Annotated in this window: 17 protein-coding genes and 1 pseudogene; 10 read left to right on the forward strand and 8 right to left on the reverse strand. The window is 69.1% G+C overall.

The window, feature by feature from the left end; genetic code table 11:
- The 5 genes from G6038_RS17540 to G6038_RS17560 all read right to left on the reverse strand — a co-directional run.
- Nucleotides 1-535: TauD/TfdA family dioxygenase (locus tag G6038_RS17540; RefSeq protein ID WP_165039091.1), on the reverse strand; the 535-nt coding region annotated here is incomplete at its 3' end.
- Between the two features lie 64 nt (nt 536-599).
- Nucleotides 600-1,574 (reverse strand): quinone oxidoreductase, encoded by a 975-nt coding sequence (locus tag G6038_RS17545; protein ID WP_165039092.1) that lies wholly within the window; start codon nt 1,572-1,574, stop codon nt 600-602.
- Nucleotides 1,575-2,457: 883 nt separating this feature from the next.
- The gene (locus G6038_RS17550) at nt 2,458-5,247 is read right to left on the reverse strand and encodes a cation-transporting P-type ATPase (protein WP_206024980.1); all 2,790 of its coding nucleotides are present in this window, start codon (nt 5,245-5,247) and stop codon (nt 2,458-2,460) included.
- Nucleotides 5,248-5,275: 28 nt separating this feature from the next.
- Entirely contained in the window at nt 5,276-6,076 is an 801-nt protein-coding gene (gene ppk2 / locus G6038_RS17555; protein ID WP_206024986.1) for a polyphosphate kinase 2, read from the reverse strand.
- A gap of 348 nt (nt 6,077-6,424) precedes the next feature.
- Nucleotides 6,425-7,462 (reverse strand): AraC family transcriptional regulator, encoded by a 1,038-nt coding sequence (locus G6038_RS17560; RefSeq protein ID WP_165039094.1) that lies wholly within the window; start codon nt 7,460-7,462, stop codon nt 6,425-6,427.
- 386 nt (nt 7,463-7,848) lie between these two features.
- Here G6038_RS17560 and G6038_RS17565 point away from each other — a divergent pair, with 386 nt between their 5' ends.
- Genes G6038_RS17565 through G6038_RS17580 form a run of 4 tightly spaced genes read left to right on the forward strand, consistent with a single transcriptional unit; the run spans nt 7,849 to nt 10,268 of the window.
- Nucleotides 7,849-8,346: a methylated-DNA--[protein]-cysteine S-methyltransferase gene (locus G6038_RS17565; RefSeq protein WP_165039095.1), complete on the forward strand. Its 498-nt coding sequence runs from the start codon at nt 7,849-7,851 to the stop codon at nt 8,344-8,346.
- Nucleotides 8,333-8,824: a sigma-70 family RNA polymerase sigma factor gene (locus G6038_RS17570; protein ID WP_165039096.1), complete on the forward strand. Its 492-nt coding sequence runs from the start codon at nt 8,333-8,335 to the stop codon at nt 8,822-8,824. The genes G6038_RS17565 and G6038_RS17570 overlap by 14 nt, the downstream gene beginning before the upstream one ends.
- Entirely contained in the window at nt 8,821-9,408 is a 588-nt protein-coding gene (locus G6038_RS17575) for a methylated-DNA--[protein]-cysteine S-methyltransferase (RefSeq protein ID WP_165039097.1), read from the forward strand. Before G6038_RS17570 ends, G6038_RS17575 begins: the two co-directional genes overlap by 4 nt.
- Nucleotides 9,405-10,268, forward strand: coding sequence for a DNA-3-methyladenine glycosylase 2 family protein (locus G6038_RS17580; protein ID WP_165039098.1), 864 nt, complete (start codon nt 9,405-9,407; stop codon nt 10,266-10,268). The genes G6038_RS17575 and G6038_RS17580 overlap by 4 nt, the downstream gene beginning before the upstream one ends.
- Here G6038_RS17580 and G6038_RS17585 read toward each other — a convergent pair.
- From G6038_RS17585 to G6038_RS31410, 3 genes and pseudogenes are all read right to left on the reverse strand, one after another.
- A complete protein-coding gene (locus tag G6038_RS17585) occupies nt 10,247-11,794 on the reverse strand; it encodes a bifunctional 3'-5' exonuclease/DNA polymerase (RefSeq protein WP_346772842.1) in 1,548 nt (515 codons plus the stop codon). The genes G6038_RS17580 and G6038_RS17585 overlap by 22 nt on opposite strands.
- A 142-nt stretch (nt 11,795-11,936) precedes the next feature.
- Nucleotides 11,937-13,268 carry a DUF3533 domain-containing protein gene (locus G6038_RS17590; protein ID WP_165039099.1) on the reverse strand — a complete coding sequence of 444 codons (1,332 nt, stop codon included), beginning with the start codon at nt 13,266-13,268 and terminating at the stop codon, nt 11,937-11,939.
- Between the two features lie 212 nt (nt 13,269-13,480).
- Nucleotides 13,481-13,732 (reverse strand): annotated as a pseudogene (locus G6038_RS31410) (IclR family transcriptional regulator); the annotation flags it as partial.
- A 179-nt stretch (nt 13,733-13,911) separates the two neighbouring features.
- On the opposite strand from G6038_RS31410, the gene G6038_RS17600 reads away from it, so the two are divergent.
- The 6 genes from G6038_RS17600 to G6038_RS17625 all read left to right on the forward strand — a co-directional run bounded on the left by G6038_RS17600 (nt 13,912) and on the right by G6038_RS17625 (nt 20,334).
- On the forward strand, nt 13,912-15,399 hold the full coding sequence (locus G6038_RS17600) for a class I adenylate-forming enzyme family protein (RefSeq protein ID WP_165039100.1): 1,488 nt from the start codon (nt 13,912-13,914) through the stop codon (nt 15,397-15,399).
- Nucleotides 15,400-15,477: 78 nt separating this feature from the next.
- Nucleotides 15,478-16,527, forward strand: coding sequence for an NADP-dependent oxidoreductase (locus tag G6038_RS17605; protein ID WP_346772843.1), 1,050 nt, complete (start codon nt 15,478-15,480; stop codon nt 16,525-16,527).
- A gap of 122 nt (nt 16,528-16,649) precedes the next feature.
- On the forward strand, nt 16,650-17,414 hold the full coding sequence (locus G6038_RS17610) for a glucose 1-dehydrogenase (RefSeq protein WP_165039101.1): 765 nt from the start codon (nt 16,650-16,652) through the stop codon (nt 17,412-17,414).
- A 79-nt stretch (nt 17,415-17,493) separates the two neighbouring features.
- Nucleotides 17,494-18,612, forward strand: a complete 1,119-nt coding sequence (locus G6038_RS17615) for an extracellular solute-binding protein (protein WP_165039102.1) — start codon at nt 17,494-17,496, stop codon at nt 18,610-18,612.
- Between the two features lie 85 nt (nt 18,613-18,697).
- The gene (locus G6038_RS17620) at nt 18,698-19,525 is read left to right on the forward strand and encodes a mycofactocin-coupled SDR family oxidoreductase (protein WP_100055269.1); all 828 of its coding nucleotides are present in this window, start codon (nt 18,698-18,700) and stop codon (nt 19,523-19,525) included.
- Entirely contained in the window at nt 19,522-20,334 is an 813-nt protein-coding gene (locus tag G6038_RS17625; RefSeq protein ID WP_165039103.1) for an SDR family NAD(P)-dependent oxidoreductase, read from the forward strand. The genes G6038_RS17620 and G6038_RS17625 overlap by 4 nt, the downstream gene beginning before the upstream one ends.
- Nucleotides 20,335-20,393: the final 59 nt, after the last annotated feature.

Below are 20,393 nucleotides of genomic sequence, written 5' to 3' on the forward strand. Positions count from 1 at the left end.
GGGCGGCACCGAAGCTGGCCTCGATGCTGTGCCGGGCCCGCAGCCCGGCGATCCGGTCCTTGACCGACTGCGGCAGCCGCCGGTAGGCCTCGGCCATGTTCACCCAGACGGTGTCGCCGCCGACCGGTGGGATCTCCACGGCGCGCAGCACCGACCCCATCGGGGGGTTGGGCCGCCACGTGGCGTCGCAGTGGTAGGCGTTCTCGTAGTGCTCCGGCGCGCTGTCGAGGTCCTTGTAGATCCGCACCAGACCGGGATGGTCGGGGTCGCTGCCGAGCGCCGGGTGATCCTCGAGCGGACCGAACCGCTCGGCCAGCGCCACGTGCTCGGCGCGGGTGAAGTCCTGATCGCGGAAGAAGAGCACCTTGTATTCGAGCAGGAGTGCGTGCAGCTGCTCGAACAGCGCGTGGTCACGCGACACCTCCCCGAGGTCGACGTCGAACAGTTCGGCGCCGATGGTGCAGGTGAGCGGTTCGACGCGGAACTCCCGCGTGGTGCTCGTGGTCGTCTCCGACGGCCGGGTGGTGGTAGTCATGACAGATCCTTCGTGGGTGGTGGGGTGGCGGTGGTGTCCGGAGCAACACCCCGCCCAGCCGGGGTCAGAGGGTGAAGACCGACGAGCCGATGCTGCGGCCGGCTTCGAGATCGTGGTGGGCGCGGACCGCGTCGTCGAGTGCGTACCGCTGATTGATCTCGATGGCGATCTTCCCGGTAGCGACGTGGGTGAACAGCTCTGCGGCGAGTTCGGCCCGCTCGGCCGGGTCGGCGATGTAGTCCGCCAGCGCCGGACGGGTCACGAACAACGAGCCCTTGACCGCGAGCTGCATCGCGTCGATCGGCGGAATCGGTCCGGAGGCGGTGCCGAAGCACACCAGCAGACCGCGACGGGCCAGCGAATCGAGGGAGGCCGAGTACGTCGTCCTGCCGATGCTGTCGAACACCACGGGAACGCCGGCGCCGTCCGTCAGTTCCCGCACTCGCTGCGCGACGTCCTCCCGCGTGTAGATCACGACGTGATCGCACCCGTGAGTGCGCGCAATCTCGGCCTTCTCCTCGCTGGAGACAGTTCCGATCACGTTGATGCCCAACAACTTCGCCCACTGGGTGAAGATCAGACCCACGCCTCCTGCCGCGGCGTGCAGCAGTACGGTGTCGCCGGCCTTCAGCGGGTGGATCCGGCGCAGCAGGTAAGCGGTGGTCAAGCCGCGCATGGTCATCGCCGCGGCGGTGTCGAACCCGATGGCATCGGGCAGCGGGATGAGGTGTTCGGCGGGCATCACGCGTTCGGTGCTGTAGGCGCCGAGCGGGCTGCCGGTGTAGGTGACCCGGTCACCCTCCCGCACGTGGGACACGCCCGGGCCGACGGCCTCGACGACGCCGGCGGCCTCGACGCCCATGCCGGCCGGCAACGGGGCGGGGTACAGGCCGGTCCGGAAATACGTGTCGGCGAAGTTGAGCCCCACGGCCTCGTGCCGGATCCGGACCCCGCCCGGTCCGGGCTCGCCGACCTCGACGGCTTCCCAGCGCAGGACCTCGGGGCCACCGGTCTCGTAGAAGCGGACGGCTTTTGCCACAGTCTCCTCCTTGTCGCGCCTACCGGCCCGGTCCGCCGGGCAGGCTTCGGCACCTGGATGTTTCTCGGGATGTAGTTGCTTCCCGCTGCGCGGGATCCGGGCTGTCGCGGGCACGTTGCCGTGCTCGACAGCTGGCGTTCCGGCGGGATGAGGTGGGCGATGTCGCGGCCGCGACCGACCTTCCCTCTCCCCAGCCGACTCTGTGTGATGGACCTAACAGTAGTGGAAGGTGTGCCCGGGTGCTTATCCCTGCGGGACGCAGAACTGTTCATTTGGGGACACGGGGGCCGAGCCGGTGTATCCGGTCCGCACGGTTCGTCGTATCCGGACTCGTTGATCGGTCCCGAGGCGGCGTGGGTCGCGAATCCGATGCGGGACAGCGCGTCCCGGAGGGCGCCGATGTGAAGGACCTCGGGTGGCGGGGTGTTGCGTCAGACCGCGATCGGGGAGCGCAACAGGCCGATGGCCATGCCCCGCGGCAGTGGAAGTCTGTCACCACGACGTCGAGAGGCCGCAGCACGAGGGATGTGGCCGAGGGGCGGGTGCGCGCTCACCACCGGCGGTCGGCCGGCACCCCGCCGCCGCCGGCGTCCGGCGGCGCGCTCCCGGTCCGGTCCTGCACTCGGGTTCTGCGAGGGACCGCCGATCAGCTCTGGTAGTAGCGGCTCGGGGATTCCAGGTAGAGACGGCCCAGATCACCACCACATCGAGAGCGATAATGAGCACCGACCACCACGGGTAGTACGGCAGCCACATGAAGTTCGCCAGGATCGACAAGGCGGCGAGGACGATCGCAGCCACCCGCGCCCACGTCGCACCGGTGATCAAGGCGATGCCGACCGATGATTGCGGCCCCTATCCGGGATGCCCGTAGGAGTCGGCGTCAGTGCGCGCCGGCTCGTTGCGGGCCGACTGCGACCTCGGGGGGCAGCAGTGCCGGCGATACCGCTCGACGGCGGCGGCGCAGCGCCTTCTCCGCCTCGACGACGATCGGGACGATCAGGGACCAGCCGAGGCAGGCGAGCCATTGACCGCCGGTCAGCGATGTGGTCATCAGAAGTTCCTGGAGGAAGCCGATTTCGACAGCGAATACGGTGACCACGACGGGAATCGACAGGATCTTCAGCGCCCCGAGTATCGGTGCCTGTAGGCCGGACTCCGGATCGCGCCGCATGACGAGTCCGGCGAGAATGGATCCGAACGACAGCACCACGAATGCCGTCGTCATGGGGACGTTCGCTTCGGTGGTGCTCATCTCGCCCGGAGCGAGGAGCATCGCGGCGAGGGTGACGGCGAACTGCAGGATGCCGTAGGCCAGCCACTGTGTGAATGCCTTCCGGTTGGCGATCGGCATCTCGGGGTCGCGGGGTGGTTTGTTCATCAGGTCGGGCGGCGGGGGGTCGAGCATGATGACGGCGACCGGGAACAGGGTGATGAAGAAGTGCTGGAACAGCACCATCAGCGGGGTGAGCGCCACCCCGTCGTTGATGTCGAAGATGCTCGCGACGAGGAACAGCAGAACCAGTGAGAACAGTTTCGACATCTGGTAGCGGATGTAGGAGACGATCTTTTCGTAGATGTTGCGGCCCAACCGGATCGCGGTGATCAGCGTTCCGAAGTTGTCGTCGGTGAGGACCATCTTGCCGGCCTGCTTGGTGACCTCGCTGCCCGAGCCCATGGCCACCCCGATGTCGGCCTTCTTCAGAGCCGCGGCGTCGTTGACCGCGTCGCCGGTCATCGCCACCACTGCCCCGCTCTGCTGCATGACGCCGGCGAGACGGAGCTTGTCCTGGGGGGTGACGCGACCGAAGACGTGGAGGTTCGGCAGTGCTGCCGTCAGTTCCTCGTCCGACATGGCCTGCAGCTCGGCGCCGCCGATCGCGCCCGGCCCGAGGCCGAGCTCGGCACCGATCGCCGACGCCGTGATCGCATGGTCTCCGGTGATCATCCGGACTTCGATGCCGGCCTCGTGGGCGGTGCGCACGGCCTCGATGGCCTCCGGCCGGAGTGGGTCGATGATGCCGACCATACCGACGAACGTGAGGTCCTCGACGAACGACATGGGGTCGGCGTTCACGGCCTGCTCCTGCCCGTCGAGCAGGCGTACGGCGAACGCCAGGACGCGCAGGCCCTTCTCGGACATGGCCTGGTTCGCCGCGAGCAGTTCCTGCCGGACGTCGCCGATCGGTACCGCCTGCCGGCCGGGACGGAAGGCGCTCGCGCACCGCGCGAGAACGACGTCCGGTCCGCCCTTGACCAGTTCCACGAATCGGGTGGTGCCGTCGACCGGTAGGTGGTGGAACGTCGCCATGAACTTGTACGCGGAGTCGAACGGCACGGCGGCGACGCGGGGATACGTCCGCCGGGTCTGCGGGGCGTCGATGCCGACCTTCGCTGCGAGCACCACCAGGGCGGCCTCGGTGGGATCGCCGACCACTTGTCCGGTGTCGGAGACGGTGGCGTCGCTGTCGAGGCACAGCCCGTAGGCGAGCAGGGTGAAGTCGGGGGGCGCCTCGCCTGCGACGTGGGTGATGCGTCCCGACTTGCTGTACCCCTCGCCGTCGACGCTGTACCAGCGGCAGTGGAAGTACAGCGACCGCACGGTCATCTGGTTCATGGTCAGCGTGCCGGTCTTGTCGGAGTTGATCGCGCTGGTGGCGCCGAGGGTCTCGACGTCGGTGAGGTTCTTCACGACGGCCTTCGCCTCGGCCAGCTGGCGGGCACCGTAGGCGAGCATGGCCTGGACGAATGTCGGCAGGCCGGTCGGGATCGCGGAGACCCCCATGGAGATGCCCAGCAGCAACACCGTGGTCAGGCTCTGTCCGCGGATCACTCCGAGGACGACGATGAGAGCGACCGCGGTCCACGCGATGATGCCGAGCAACTTGGTGAGCGAATTCAGTTCGCGTTGCAGCGGCGACTTGCTCGGCGCGACGGCCGAGAGCATCGAGGCGATGCGGCCCATCTGGGTGTGCATGCCGGTTTCGGTGACCACCATGGTGGCGGTGCCGCGGGTGACCGAGGTGTTCTGGAAGACCATGTTGCTGCGGTCGCCGAGGGGGACGTCGGCGGCGCCGAGGGTCTGGGGATCCTTCGGGACGGGGGCACTCTCGCCCGTCAGTGCCGCCTCCTGCGTCTCGAGGGTGGCCGAGATGAGCAGTCGGCCGTCGGCAGGGACGATGTCGCCCGCCTCGAGCTGCACGACGTCGCCCGGCACCAGGTCGGTGGCCGCGAGCTGAACCAGTGTCCCGTCACGGGTCACCCGCGCCTGCGGGGTCTGCATCTTCGCCAGTGCATCGACGCTGGCGCGGGCCTTCAACTCCTGCCGGGTGCCCAGGACCACGTTGAGTCCGACGAGTACGGCAACGATGATGGCGGTGGGAATCTCCCCGATGACGACGCTGACGACCGCCACCGCGACCAGCATCAGGTTCATCAGATCCTTCAGCTGGAGCAGCGCGAGCGCCCGTGCCGACGGTGCGGGTTCGGAGACGATGCTGTTGGACCCGTAGCGTCGGCGACGCTCGCCCACCTCGTCGCTCGTCAGTCCGGATTGCGTGTCCGAGGCCAGTGCGGACACCACGACGTCGGCACTCTGGGCGTGCCACGTGATGGGTGCTTGCCCAGTGGCGGGGGAGTCCGCCCGTTCCGGTGTGCGTTCTGTCGAGGCCATGACGGGCGGTCCTTTCCCGGCGCGGACGTCAGTAGGGAGTCGGGATCCAGTGCAGCGGTTGCGTCGTCACCCGGTAGTTGTCGGGGCTCTGCCGCGCCGGGAGGGTGATGTCGCGACTTTCCAGGGGCTCGTAGGGGATCTTGCTCAGCAGATGGTTGATGATATTGAGCCGCCCGCGCTTCTTGTCGTCGTTGTCGGCGACATACCACGGTGCCCAGCCGGTGTCGGTGAAGCGGAACATCTCGTCCCGCGCCCGTGAGTAGTCGTACCACCGGCTGTACGACTGCAGATCGAGGTCCGACAGCTTCCAGATCTTGCGCGGATCGTCGATCCGGCTCTGCAACCGTGCGGTCTGCTGCTCCTCGCTCACTTCGAGCCAGTACTTCAGCAGGACTACACCCGCCTCCACCATCGCGCGTTCGACGGCCGGAACGAGCTGGAGGAAGCGGTGCGCCTCCTCCTCGGTGCAAAAGCCCATCACCCGTTCCACACCGGCGCGGTTGTACCAGCTGCGGTCGAAGATCACGACCTCACCACCGGCCGGCAGATACGGCAGATATCGCTGCACATACATCTGCGTCTTCTCCCGCTCGGTCGGTGCGGGCAACGCGACCACGCGGAACACCCGAGGGCTCACCCGCTCGGTGATCGCCTTGATGACTCCGCCCTTCCCGGCGGTGTCACGCCCCTCGAACACGATGCAGACTTTCGCGCCCGACGCTTTCACCCATTCCTGCACCGCGACGAGCTCGGCGTGGAGCGGTCTGAGCAGGCGCCGGTATTCCTTGTTCTTCATCGGCGGGGTGAGCTCGACGGTGGGCGCGTGCAATTCACCGGTATCGGCACGCTGCTGCGGCTCACGTTTCCCGTCCCCGTGAGCCTTGCCCTTCTTCTTGGATTTCGAGGGTGCGGATTTCGATCCCACAGCCGTGTCTCCTGGTACGAAGAATCCGATGCGGTCGAGCCCGGGATCGGCTCGGTGCCTTCCCGCCCCGACGTCGCGTTCTCGAGTCCTGCACCGGAGGTGCGGACGATGCGTATGAACCGAAGGCGTACCGCCGGACGTCGCGCTCGCGTGTTCCGGCGGTGGCGTGCATGAGTGGGATTCTCCCCCCAACCGCGCAGGGCATGTCGCGTTTTGCGGCGGATGGTGCTCAGGCCGAGCTTCGGCATCACGTCAGGTCGTGTCGATGTGACGTGCCTGGATCTGTTCCGATGACGAGTCTCCGGCGCGCCAGCGACTCGGGGTGCAGCCGAAGCGCTTCCGGAACCAGCGCGAGAAGTTGCCGGGCGAGGAGAATCCGAGCAGTTCGGAGACCTCGGTCAGGGAGTAGCGCCGGTTGCCGACCATGTGTCCGGCCAGTTCGGCGCGGACCGAATCCAGGAGCGACGAGAAGGTGTAGCCGTCGTCGGCGAGTCTGCGGTGCACCGTCCTGCGGTCCACCCCCAGGCTGCGAGCGACCTGCTCGATCGAGCAACGACCGGTGGGAAGCAGGAGTTCGATCAGCTCGCGGACGCGATTGAGCGTCGTCGCCTCACGAGGGGCATGCATCGAATCCAGGAGCTGCTGGGCGTAGGGCCGCAACAGCGGATCGGACATCGCATTGGGGGAGTCGAGGTCTTTGGCATAGAGGGTGATTCCGTCGAAGTCCTGCTCGAATTCCACGACGGGTCCGAAGGTCCGGAGATGCGTGCGCATGTTGTGCGGGGCGGGATGGGTGAACGACACGGTGACGGGCTGCCAGGCCGGCCCGAGGAAGCCTTGCAGCAATCGGTGCAGAACTCCGACGGCGAGCTCGACAGATTGGCGGAAGGTTCCCGGTTTCCCCAGGTCGAGGGTGAGCCGGAGGGTTGCGACACCGCCGTGTTCGTTCAACCGGGTGCGCAGGGCTTCGTTGTACATGTGCTCGTACCGCATGAGGACCTTCAGCGCGCTGCGGACGTCGGGCTCCTCCCGGATGACCAGGCTCAGCGGGCCGAGGTTGGAGAATCGCCGGCACTCGGCGAGGGCGAGACCGAAGTCGTCCCGGCCGGACTCGGCGGCGGAGCGTTCGAGCAACTCGGCGATCGTCGCTGCCGGCACCCAGCGGTCCTGCAGGCTCAGGCCGGCCGGGTCCAGGCCGGCGCTCCTGACGAGAGAGGCGGGGTCCAGGCCCAGCGAGTGGGCGAGTTCGACGTAGTTGTTCAGTGAGGCATAGCGTGCGAGAGGCTTCAACTGCCGCTTCCTGTCCCGAATCGATAAGCGACGCGACGAGTGAAGACGACTATATCGGCGTCGACCGAGAGGCTCGACGTCGCGACCGCGGATCGCGGCCCTGGGGCGGGGCCACGCTCGCCGAGACGGGAAGAAAGAAAAAGGACCGGCACGCCCGGTCGCCTCACGGCGAAAGGCGCAATGCAGCTCCAGCCGGACGGAACTCTGCAAAGGCAAATTACTTGAGCCCGGGGGACACGGAGCGTGCCGATCCGACCTGTTCAACACGACCCCTGTCCCGGGTATTCCATCCTCGCCCGTATGGGCTGCACCACGGATGGCTGGTTCTCACATTTCCGTCCGCCGATGCGTCTACCTCGTATACGCCGGATGGAAGGATCAACCCCGTGAACGCGACGCGAACCCACACGGTCGTCGACTCACCGATCGGACCGCTGACCCTGGTGCGGACGGGCGGGGCACTCAGCGGCCTGTACCTCGTCGAACACCGGCACCGGCCCGGCCCGCGCACCTTCGGAGAGGTCGCGGCGACCGGCTTCGAGGAGGTCACCGAGCAGCTCGGCGAGTACTTCGCCGGGCAGCGCACCGAGTTCACCGTGCCTCTGGCACTGCACGGCACCGCCTTCCAGCTCCGCGTCTGGCAGGCGCTGCGGACCGTCGCGTACGGCACGGTGTGCACCTACACGGACCTCGCCGCCGCCGTCGGTCACCCCACGGCGGTGCGTGCGGTGGCCGCCGCGAACGGCCGCAACCCCGTCAGCATCGTCGTGCCCTGCCACCGCGTGATCGGCCGCGACGGCAACCTCACCGGATACGCCGGGGGTCTCGCCCGCAAGCGCTACCTGCTCGACCGGGAGGCGCAGGTGGCCCATGCCGTCCCCTGACCCGCTGCCGCCGTTCGAGCGGGTCGTCGCCGAGCACGGCGCCACCGTCCTGCGGGTGTGCCGCGCGCTGCTCGGTCCGGTCGACGCCGACGACGCGTGGTCCGAGACGTTCCTCGCCGCGCTGCGCGCCTACCCGGCGCTGCGTCCGGGCAGCAACGTCGAGGCGTGGCTCGTCACGATCGCGCACCGCAAGGCCGTCGACGTCCACCGTGCCCGGGCGCGGACACCGGTGCCCGTCGCGGCCCTGCCGGAACGCCCCCTCGCCTCCGGGATGCCCGAGCCCGACGACGACCTGTGGTCGGCGGTGGCCGCGCTGCCGTTCACCCAGCGCGCCGCCATCGTCTACCACCACGTCGTCGGCCTGCCCTACGCCGAGATCGCCGCGATCCTCGGCAACTCCACCGACGCCGCGCGCCGCGCCGCCGCCGACGGCCGGGCCGCGCTGCGCCGCCGCTACCCGACGGAGGACCCGTCATGACGTTCGAAACACCGCCCGTCGACCCCGCCGACCTGACGCGCCTGCACGCCCGGCTCGTCGTCGCCGCCGAGGCCGCCGACCTGCTCGACGTCGCCTACCGGATCGTCGGCACCCCCGTGGGACCGCTGCTGCTCGCCGCCACCCCCGCCGGCCTCGTGCGGGTCGCCTACGCCGCCGAGGACCACGAGGCGGTCCTCGACCGGCTCGCCGCCGACATCAGCCCGCGCATCCTCGCCACGTCCGCCCGGCTCGACGTCGCCGTCCGCCAGCTCGACGAGTACTTCCACGGGGCCCGCACCGCGTTCGACCTGCCGCTCGACCTGCGCCTGGCCAGGGGCTTCCGCCGGGAGGTCATCACCCACCTGCCGCGCATCGGCTACGGCCGTACCGCCAGCTACGCCCAGGTGGCGGCCGTGGCCGGCAGCCCCCGTGCCGTCCGGGCGGTGGGTACGGCGTGCGCGCGGAATCCGTTGCCCGTTGTCCTGCCGTGCCACCGGGTGGTGCGCAGCGACGGGGACCTCGGCGGGTACGTGGGGGGCGTGGACGCCAAGCGCACCCTGTTGCGGCTCGAGGCCGCGGCGTGAGCGTCGCCCTGCGGTTGGCGGTGACGCCGCCGCTGGCCACCGCCCCGATGCTGGCGGCCCTGCGCAGCCACACCGTCGCCGGCCTCGAACGACACGACGCGGCCACCGGCACGCACGTGCGGTCGGTGCGGGGCCGGCACGGCCCGGCGGTGGTCGCGATCCGGCCCCGGCCCGACGCCGAGCATGTGCCCGTCCGGATCGACGCGGACCGCCGCGATCTGCCCGAGGTCGAGCAGACCGTCCGGCGGTGGCTGGATCTCGACGCCGAGCCGGCCGTGATCGACGCGGCGCTCGGCACCGATCCGCAGCTCGCCCCGATGGTGGCGGTCCGGCCGGGACTGCGCGTGCTCGGGACGACGGACTGGTTCGACACCGCCGTGCAGACCGTGCTGGGTCAGCAGGTCAGCGTCGCCGCCGCTGCCACGTTCGCCGGCCGGCTCGTCGCCCGCTACGGCGCTCCGGGATCCGGTGATATGCGCTGCTTTCCGGCCCCGGAGCGGCTTGCCGCCGCGGATGTCGACGAGGTGCAGGGTGCGGTGGGGCTCACCCGGGCACGGGTGCGGACCGTGCTGGCGCTCGCTCGCGCCGCGGCCGACGGGCTCGATCCGGCCGAACCGGTGCGGTTCCGTACCGATCTGGCGGCGCTGCCCGGCATCGGGCCGTGGACCGTGGACTACCTCGCCGTCCGCGTCCTCGGGGACCGTGACGCGTATCCCGCCGGAGATCTGGTGCTGCGCAGGGCACTCGGCGTGGGCTCTGCCCGCGAGGCGACGGCGCGGGCCCGGCAGTGGAGTCCGTGGCGGGCCTACGCCGCGTTCCATCTGTGGACGCACGCCGCCTACGACTCGTCCTCGCCGTAGCGTTCCCGTATCGAGACATGCATGGGGAAAAGCACTTTCGTGTCACCGAACAGCAGTCGGGTCGCCGACTCCACCGCGGCGGACAGGTGTGCCGTCGCGGCGTCCGGGGTGCGGGTGTGCACCACGATCTCGTCGTGCTGGAAGAAGACGAGTTCGCCGGTGTCGTCGGCGGCCAGGCGCAGGCGCAGATCGGCCAGCACGCACAGCGCCCATTCGGCGGCCGTCGCCTGGACGACGAAGTTGCGGGTGAACCGCCCCCGCGCCCGCGCGTCACCGTGCGCGAAGAAGTCGGCACCCGGCGGCGGGCACGCGCGGCCGAGCCACGAATGCACCACCTCACCGCGCTCCCCGGCACGTGCGGCGCTTTCCACGAACTCCACCGCCTCGGGAAAGCTCCTGCGCAGCAGGGTGAGCAGCGCACGTGACTCGCCGGCCGTCGCACCGTAGAGCACGCCGAGCACTGCCACCTTCGCCTTCGCCCGGTCGCCGCCGAACGCGGCTGTAGCCACCGGTGCGTACAGGTCGTCGCCGCCCGCCGCCGCCGTCATCCGCGGGTCGCCGGACATTGCGGCCAGGATCCGCGGTTCGAGCTGGCCGGCGTCGGCGATCACGAAGACGTGCCCGGGCTCGGCGATCACGCTCGACCGCAGCGCCTTCGGGATCTGCAGGGCCCCACCCCCGCGGCTCGCCCAGCGCCCGGATACCACGGCGCCGGGCACATAGACCGGATGGAACCGGCCGCCGCGCACCCACGTGTCGAGCCACTGCCAGCCGTTGGTGCTGTGCAGCTTCGACAGGTCCCGGTGCTGCAAGAGCAGGGGCACCGCCGGATGGTCGAGTTCGCGCAGCACCCATTTGCGGGTGGACGACAGGTCGATGCCTTCGCGCCGGAACGCGTCGAGAATTTCGGTGTGCGAGGCCGGATTCAGCGCACGACCGAACACCTCGCCGATCCGTGCGTTCAGTTCCGCGATCCGGGGCGGCAGCCCGTCGTCGGCGGGGCGCGGACCGAGGGTGCGCTCGAGCACCCGGCGGTGGGCGTCGGCGGAGAACGGCAACCCGTCGAAACCCATCTCCGCGGCGGCCAGTGTGCCCGCCGATTCGGCGGCGACGAGCAGTTCGAGCCGGGCATTGCCGGCGAGTTCGGTGCGCTGCCGCTCGACCTCGGCAAGCACGGTCTCGAGGTCGACCGTGGGGGCGACGTCGAACAGCCCGGGACGCTCGTCGACCGGTCGTTGCTCCGGCGGTGCGGGAATCCCGGCGCGTACGTTCAGGATCGCGCGTGTGGACGCGAGGTCGTGGCATCGGCGCACCCGGACGCCGGCGCGCAGCAGGGCGGGGTACACGGTCGCGGTACCGGTCCAGATCCACCGTGGCGGGTCTGCCGCCTCGAGCGTCCGCACGGCCGTCGCGAGGTCGTCGTGGTGTTCGGCCGCCTCGAGCGGGCGTCCGTCGCCGCCGACCGGAACGGTCCATGCGCCGAGCGGTTCCCCGCCGGCGGTGTCGGGAACCAGGACGGTGCGCACCCCTCCAGTCTGCACCCCTGCGATTTCATCCCCCGTTTCACCCCGGCGCGGCTGGGCGGGGCGGAATCGGAACGCTACGTTCGAGACCCGGGGCCCCGCTGCTCTGCCCTCGAGGAGCAGCGGGGTCCTGTCTTTCGCGTCGTTACGCCGAGGCCGGGACGGGTGCGGGTTCGGCGTCGCTGCGGCGGTGGAATCCGCGCACGTCGTAGATCCGGGACACCACCCCACCCAGCACGAGACCGATGCCGAGTCCGAGGAGTGTCATCAGGGCGCCCCGCGTAAGACCCGCCGGGCCGCTGCCGTCGAAGTACAGGATGGCCCGGGTCGCGATGTACACCTGGTGCATCGGTTCGAACGTCGACAGCCACGAGTACAACGGCGGCATGGCCTCGAGCGGCACGGTGCCGCCCGACGACGGCAGGCCCAGGATGATGAAGATCAACAGGTTCACCAGCAGACCCGCGGAGCCGAACACTGCCATCACCGAGATCGAGGTGACACCCACGGCGGTGATCGCGAGGGCGCCGTACTCCCACAGCAGCAGGGCGCGGGTCACGGGCATGCCGAGCAGGGTCGCGATCCAGAGGTAGAGCGCGGAGACGATCAGCCCCAGGATCACCATGATCGCCCACTTCACGAGCAGGACCCGGAACCGCGACAGGTGCGCCGTCTTCCGGTCGACGTACCAGGGCCCGTACTCGGTGGGGACGAACCCGAGGGCGCTGTCGACGAGCGAGTTGACGATGGTGGCGCCGGTGAAGCCCGCGAGGATGAGCAACAGCGTGTAGTAGAACGCGGACAGGCCCAGCCCGGTGCCGTCGGGCAGCGGCTTGTGCTCGACGAAGCGGACGTCGATCGGATCCGCCAGCACCAACCGGCTTCCGCCGGACAGCTGCAGATCGGGGGCGCTGGTGGCGAGGGTGTCGGTGACGGTGGTGGTGAGTTGCTCGCCGACGGTGGTGTTCACGGCGGTCAGGGCGCGGTCGGCGATCGACTCGACGATGCCCTTGCCGAAGGTGCCGGTGCGCGGGTTGGTGTAGACGGTGATGATCGGCTTCTCGATGTCGCCGGGGATCACGCTGCCCTGCGCAAGGATCGACGTGCGTTTGGTGAAGTCGCTCGGAATCACGATCGCCCCGTAGAGCCGGCCCGAGTCGAGTCCCGAGGTCGCCGCGGAGATCCCGACCTGCTGCAGATCGATCTCCTCCGGATCGACCCCGTCGGCGACGGCGGCGGTGATCTCGGCGCCGAGGTTGCGCTGCTGATCCGAGCCGGGGAGCACGTCGCCGACATCCTGGTTCACGATGGCGACCGGGAACCTGTGCAGATTGTCGGCCGGATTGATCATGCTGCCGATGTAGAGGGCCGCCAGGGCCGCCATCACGGCGGTCACCACGACGACCGGCGCCAGCCAGAAGCGGGGGCTGCGCAGCGTGCCGGCGTGGGGGTCGGCGCTGATCTCCGTCGAACTCATTCCAGACCTTCCGTGATGCGTGGAGTCGGGTAGTGCGAGTGGCCGGTCGGAACGGGCCGGCCACTCAATTGTGCACGCCCGTGAGCAGATGGGCGTCCTTCTCGGCCCGCTCGTGGCAGGAGACACGTCACGGCTTCGTGCGCGAGGTGGCTCACTCTCGGCACGCTGGGGGTCGAGTGAGCGAATGTATCGTGCTGTCGGTCTGATCGAGTGAGCGATACATTCGCTCGGCCTCGGTCGGTCGGGATGATCTGGCCGGGACTGAAGGCGATGTGCACCGTCGAACGTCGCGGTTCGACGACTGTGAGCGCGCGGGCCTCGGTCTCGGATTCGCGTACGACGAGGTGGGCGGTGGCCTCCACCGAGTCCGCGAGTTCCTCGAGGACGGGGCGGGCGAGGATGCGCAGGTCTTGCTCGACGGGCTCGGCGAGGGTGACCAGTCCGGTGCCCAGCGGAATGCGCTTAGTCGTCGCACGACACCCAAAACCACTACTACCTTCACAAATATTGCCATAGTTGCTATGGTTCACATCCGGAGGGAGAAGTGACGTACAGCACTTCCCGGTTTCCTTCGGAGAAGACGACGGCCGGCAGGACAGATGAGGCCGCCGCGTCGTGAGAGTGCTCGCAGACAGGTGGTGAAATGGGCATCGCAATGGTCCTGGACATGGCGTCGTCGGCTACACCCGATCGGCTCGCAATGGGCCGTCGGTCCGACGGGACGACCTACGGCCGGCTCGACGAACTCGCGGCCAGGGGAGCCACGCTCCTGGAGAAACTCGGGGCGCGCCATGTCGTCTTCGTGGGCGTGAACGGCCCCGTTCTGCCGGTCCTGATGTTCGCCTCGGCGCGCGCCGGTATCCCGCTCGCTCCCCTGAACTACCGGCTCGCCGCCGACCAGTTGCGAGAGCTGATCGACCGGCTCGACCGGCCGATCGTCGTCGCCGACGACGTCTACGCCGACAAGCTCTCCGGGATCTCGCATCGAATCGTCACGTCCGATCGGTTCCTCGAACTCGCACGCACAGCCGAGCGCGCGGCCGGAGATCGCTCGGCCGACGACGACACGGCGATCGTGCTGTTCACCTCGGGGACGACCTCCGCGCCGAAGGGCGTGTTGCTGCGCCACCGGCATCTGCTGTCGTATCTGCTCAACACCGTCGAATTCGGTTCTGCGGGAGAAGAACAGGCGACGCTCGTCAGCACCCCGCCGTATCACATCGCGGGTCTGGGCGCGGTTCTCAGCAACATCTACGCCGGCCGCCGGATGGTGCATCTGCCCGACTTCTCACCCCAGGCCTGGCTCGATCTCGTCCGAGACGAGGAGGTCTCGAGCGCGATGGTCGTGCCGACGATGCTCGCGCGCATCGTGGAGCACCTCGACGGCGCGCCCGCCGGCACACCGTCCCTCGCATCCCTCGCGTACGGCGGAGCCCGCATGCCACAGCCGGTCCTCGAAAAGGCATTGACGGCCTTCCCCGACACCGGCTTCGTGAACGCCTACGGTCTCACCGAAACCAGTTCGACGATCGCCGTGCTCGGTCCGGAGGACCATCGGGAAGCGTTTGCCGACCCCGCCCTCCGCGGCCGGCTTGCTTCTGCAGGACGCATCGTTCCCGGAATGCAGGCCCAGATCCGGGACGACGACGACGTGACCGTTCTCGCCGAGGGGGAGACGGGGCTGCTGTGGGTCCGAGGCGCGCAGGTCAGTGGCGAGTACATGGGCAAGGGTTCCGTGCTCGACGCGGACGGCTGGTTCCCCACCCGGGACCGCGCCCGGATCGAGGACGGCTTCCTCTACATCGGCGGCCGCGCCGACGACACCATCATCAGGGGTGGCGAGAACATCGCGCCGGCCGAGATCGAGGACATTCTCGTGCATCACGGCCAGGTCCGCGAGGTGGCCGTGATCGGAGTGCCGGACGACGAGTGGGGCGAGCGGATCTGCGCGGTGATCGTGCCGACCGGCGAGATCCACGACGACGCACAGTCGTTCCGGACTTGGTGTCGTGAGCGGCTGCGCGGTTCCCGCACCCCGGACGACGTCGTGTTCGTCGACGAGCTGCCACGGACGCCGACCGGCAAGCTCGTGCGGCGCGATCTCGTCGACCGGATCTGCGCTGTCGCCTGATCGACTCTTCCGGGTTCCGGCCCGGGCGCTCATGAGATCTTTCGCAGTTCCCGATCCGATACGGAGGACGAGACCGTCGTGAACCTCACCGGCACAGCAGATCCGACACAGCACGCGTGGGTGCTGCGTGCCCGGCCGACCGGCCGGCCACGGGACACCGACGTCGAACTCGTGGCGACGACGATCGGCACTCCCGGGACCGGCGAAGTCCGCGTCGCGAACCTCGTGATGTCGGTCGAGCCGTACATGCGTGGGCGCATGGGCGGCGAGGCCACCTACGCGGAACCCTACGAGATCGGCGAGCCGATGCTCGCCCCGACCGTCGGGCGCGTCACCGAGTCCTGCGACAGCGCCGTCCCCGTCGGTGCTCTCGTCCTGCACGACCACGGCTGGCGGGAGCATTCGCTGGTCCCGGTCTCCGAGTGCCGTGTCCTGCGGCACGACGATCTCCCGCCCGCCGTGCACCTGGGACTGTTGGGGATTCCCGGCATGACGGCATGGGTCGGCGTCGAGCGGATCGCTCGCGTCGCGGCCGGCGATGTCGTATTCGTCTCGTCAGCGGCCGGAGCAGTCGGATCGACGGTCGTCCAGCTCGCGAAATTGCGCGGTGCCACGGTGATCGCGAGTGCCGGGTCCCCCGAGAAGGTCGCGCTCACGAGGAGTCTGGGAGCCGACGCCGCGTTCGATCACCACGACGGCCCGATCAAGGATCTTCTGCGCGGTGCGATGACCGAACTCGATGTCCCCGGCGTGGACGTGTACTTCGACAACGTCGGCGGGGAACATCTCGAGGCGGCGATCCGGGTGATCAACGACCACGCCCGCATCGCGCTGTGCGGAATGATCAGCATCTACAACTCGGCCGCGCCGCAGCCCGGCCCGAGCAACCTCCTCAAGCTCATCTGGCGGCGCGCGCGCATGGAGGGTTTCCTCCTCGGCGACCATCTCGATGCCCGTGACGAATTCGAGTCGGAGATGGCCGGTCTCGTCCGCTCGAATCGAATTCGGCCAGTGCACACCGAATTCCCTGACGGTGTTGCGGGCGCGTGGGAGGCCTTCCTCGGCATGCTGGACGGCACCGCCACCGGGAAGGCCGTGGTCCCGCTCGCCGCGGGCGCCGGCGACTGACCGACCCGAATCCGTCGGCACGCACTTGGCGGCACCGCCCCCTGCGGTGCCGCCCCGAACCTACCGAAATTCGGCGCTGCCCCCGATCCACGGGGCGGCCTCACATCCGAAGGAGCCATACGATGACCGACCAGGCGCTGCCGTTGGAAGGGAAGGTCGCCCTCGTCACGGGCGGGAGCCGTGGCCTCGGGCGGGAGATGACCCTCGCGTTCGCACGGGCCGGTGCGGACACGGTGATCGTCAGCCGCAAGGTGGAGAGCTGCGAAAAGCTGGCTGCGGAGGTCGCCGAGACCACCGGTCGCCGGGCTCTTCCGCTGGCCTTCCACGTCGGCGACTGGGACGCCCACGAACCGCTCGTCGATCGTGTCTACGAGGAGTTCGGCCACCTCGACGTCCTCGTCAACAATGCCGGTATGGCCCCGCTGTACCCGAGCCTGGACCAGGTGTCGGAATCCCTGTTCGACAAGGTCGTCGACGTCAACCTCAAAGGTCCCTTCCGCCTCACCACCCTGATCGCGCCGCGGATGGCGGCCGGTGCGGGTGGCTCGATCATCAACATCAGTTCGATCGCGGCCGAGCGACCGACCCCGAACGACCTGCCCTATGCCGCGGCGAAGGCGGGACTGAACGCCCTCACCAAGGGCTTCGCCCAGGCGTACGGGCCCACGGTGCGGGTCAACACGATCATGGCCGGTGCGTTCCTCACCGACATCAGCAAGGCATGGGACATGGACTACGCCAACGAGATCTTCGAGGCCCTGCCGCTGCAGCGAGCAGGGAATCCGGACGAGATCGTCGGTGCCGCCTTGTACCTGGCCGGCCCTGGCTCCACCTACACCACCGGCGCGATCATCCCGGTCGACGGCGGCCGGACGTCGACCGCCTGATCGTGGCGAACCGGTGACCGCCGGAACGCAGTGACCCATACCGTCGGCCGTGCCGACCGTTCGACAGGAGTCGTCCCGCATGCACAGTCCCTCCCGGCGCTCGCGCCCTGACCGCACCGTCCGTCGCCGGTGCTCCCTCACCCGCGCCACCGCCGTGATCGCCGTCGCCGTCGTGTCCACGATGCTCGCCGCCTGCGGCGGGGGCGGTGACGATCGCATCACCTCGGAGTCCGTCGGAGCGACCGGCCCGGCCGGAGACTCGGCCTGGCAGCAGGTCGTCGAGGCCGCCAGGGCGGAGGGCGAGGTTACGATCTACTCGTCGAATGCGGCCGACGCCCTCGCCGAACTGGGCCGCCGCTTCGAGGCGGACTACGGCATCCGAGTGAACGTCGTCCGTGATGTCGATGCGAACATCCACCAGAAGGTCGGGGCAGAGGCGGACACCGGCAATCAGGTTGCCGACATCGTCACCCAGGCCACCTCTCCCTGGGTCGTCGAGCTCGCCGCTGCCGGCGGTGTCGTGAAGCCGATCGGTCCGGCCTTCACCGACGCGGCCTCCGAATACGACACCGACACGTTGCTACGCGAGTCCGGCGACTTCGTCACCGGCGCCTCCGTGCTGACCTTCGGCTGGAACACCGACCGGTACCCCGTGGGACTGGAAAGCTACGAGGACCTGCTCGACCCGGCGCTGGCGGACGGCAAGATCGGTATCGTGCTGCCGACGTCGACCGCGCACGTCGACTTCTACGGCAGCTACCTCGAGCAGGTCGGTGGTGAGGGCTTCGTCGAGAAGCTCGCCGCGCAGAAGCCGCGGATCTACCCCGGTGCGCTGCCGGTCGCGCAGGCCCTCGCGTCCGGCGAGATCGCCGCGACGGTATTCGCCCAGGACCAGACCGTGGAGAAGAAGAACGGCGCACCGGTCGACAGCGGGTTCGACAAGCTCGTGTGGGGCGCCCCGATGTACACGTCGATTCTCGCGAAAGCCCCGCACCCCAACGCTGCCCAGCTCCTCGCCAACTACATGATCACTCCGTCCGGGCAGGAGGCGCTCTCGTTCCGCAACGCGGCCGTGCTGCCCGATGTCTCGTCGGCGGTGACGACGATCGACACGGTGGCTCCGCAGGACCTGAGGGCGATGACTCCCGAGTCGCTGGAGGCGCTGAAGCTTCGCTTCGGCCAGCTGTTCAACCAGTGACGCCGGCAGGCAACAGCGTCCGGTCGTGCGGCGCTCTCGAACAGGACTGGACGCACGACGGTACTTCCGAGAAGGAGACGGATTGATGGGAAGAGTTGAAGGCAAGGTCGCGCTCGTCACGGGCGCAGCCCGGGGCCAGGGCCGGTCGCATGCGCTGCGGTTCGCGCAGGAGGGTGCGGATGTCGTCATCCTCGACGCATGCACCGAGATCGACTCGGTGCCCTACCCGCTACCGACCGAGGTCGAATTGAAGGAGACCGAGGCCTTGGTCGCCGCGACCGGCCGGCGTGTACTGGCGCGCACCGCCGATGTGCGCAGCCAGGAGCAACTCGACGCGGTCGTCGACGAGGCCCTCGCGGAGTTCGGCCACATCGACATCGTCGCCGCCAACGCCGGCATCGTCGGCTTCCGCCCCACGTGGGAGCTCAGCGACACCGAGTGGCAGGACATGCTCGACGTCAACCTCACCGGCGCGTTCCATACCGTCAAGGCGGTCGTGCCGGCGATGATCGAGGCCGGCCACGGTGGATCGATCGTCATCACGAGCTCGATCCAGGCCATGCTCGGGTCCGCCAACATCGCGCACTACAACGCCTCCAAGAGTGGCGTCATGGGGCTGATGCGCACGCTCGCCGCGGAACTCGGCCCGCACGGCATCCGGGTCAACACGGTCAATCCGAGCGCCGTCGAAACCCCGATGCTGCTGAACGACGCCACCTTCCGGATCTTCGGTCCGGATCTGGACAATCCCGGTCCCGAAGACCTGTGGGAACGCTCGAAGGATCGCAATCCGATGGGTGTCGGATGGGTTTCAGCGGCCCACTTGAGCAACGCGGTGCTGTTCCTGGCCTCCGACGAAGCTCAGTTCATCACCGGGGTCGCACTGCCCGTCGACATGGGGGTTCGGTTGTGACGATCAGCGAAACCCGCGGTACGACGTCCGCGGACCTGACGCGGCGGCTCGCCGGACGGCGGGTGTTCCTCACCGGGGGCGGCAGTGGAATCGGTGCGGCCGTCGCACACCGGCTCGCCGCCGAGGGCGCAGCCGTCGCGGTCACCGACGCCCGTGAAGGCGCGGCCGTGGAGGTCGCCGAGGCGGTGCGGGCGGCCGGCGGCACCGTGATCGGCTCGGCATGCGATGTCGGCGACGAGTCCTCCGTCGCCGCAGCCGTGGGCGTGGCCGTCGCCGAATTCGGTGGGCTGGACGGGGTGGTCACGTGCGCGGGCATCTCCGGCACCGCGATGCTGCACGAGATGGACTTGGAGCACTGGGAGCGCATCCTGCGGGTGAACCTCACCGGCACCTTCCTGCCGCTGCGCGCGACGATTCCGCACCTGCTCGACGCCGGCGGAGGTTCGATCGTCACCGTCGGATCGGTTGCGTCCCTCGTGTCCACGAATCTGAACACCCCCGGTTACGACGCGTCGAAGGGAGGTGTCCTGCAGCTGACCCGCTCGGTCGCCATGGGGTACGCCGATCGCGGGATCCGGGCCAACTGCCTGTGTCCGGGTCTGGTGAGCACCGGACTGCGCGCGAATTCCGCTGCGCTGCAGGGACCGGAACCGGAGGCTACGCGCAGCCGGGTCGTCGAGAACACAGCGCTGGCGCGGTCGGCGGACCCGGGCGAGATGGCGTCGGTGGTCGCGTTCCTGCTCTCCGACGACGCCTCGTTCATGACCGGAGCCGCGATCGCCGCGGACGGCGGCCTGACCGCGAACTGACGAGACCGGTGGAATCCGGCCTCGACCTCGAGCATTCCGAACACGACCGAACCCATCCG

This window comes from Rhodococcus sp. 14C212, assembly GCF_011058195.1.
GTDB classification, from domain to species: domain Bacteria; phylum Actinomycetota; class Actinomycetes; order Mycobacteriales; family Mycobacteriaceae; genus Rhodococcus; species Rhodococcus aetherivorans.

Coding starts and splice junctions, on each gene's coding strand:
- G6038_RS17550 (WP_206024980.1), bottom strand. CDS start 5,247: ATGGCCTCGACAGAACGCACACCGGAACGGGCGGACTCCCCCGCCACT.
- G6038_RS17570 (WP_165039096.1), top strand. CDS start 8,333: ATGCCGTCCCCTGACCCGCTGCCGCCGTTCGAGCGGGTCGTCGCCGAG.
- G6038_RS17575 (WP_165039097.1), top strand. CDS start 8,821: ATGACGTTCGAAACACCGCCCGTCGACCCCGCCGACCTGACGCGCCTG.
- G6038_RS17610 (WP_165039101.1), top strand. CDS start 16,650: ATGACCGACCAGGCGCTGCCGTTGGAAGGGAAGGTCGCCCTCGTCACG.
- G6038_RS17620 (WP_100055269.1), top strand. CDS start 18,698: ATGGGAAGAGTTGAAGGCAAGGTCGCGCTCGTCACGGGCGCAGCCCGG.
- G6038_RS17600 (WP_165039100.1), top strand. CDS start 13,912: ATGGGCATCGCAATGGTCCTGGACATGGCGTCGTCGGCTACACCCGAT.
- G6038_RS17590 (WP_165039099.1), bottom strand. CDS start 13,268: ATGAGTTCGACGGAGATCAGCGCCGACCCCCACGCCGGCACGCTGCGC.
- G6038_RS17615 (WP_165039102.1), top strand. CDS start 17,494: ATGCACAGTCCCTCCCGGCGCTCGCGCCCTGACCGCACCGTCCGTCGC.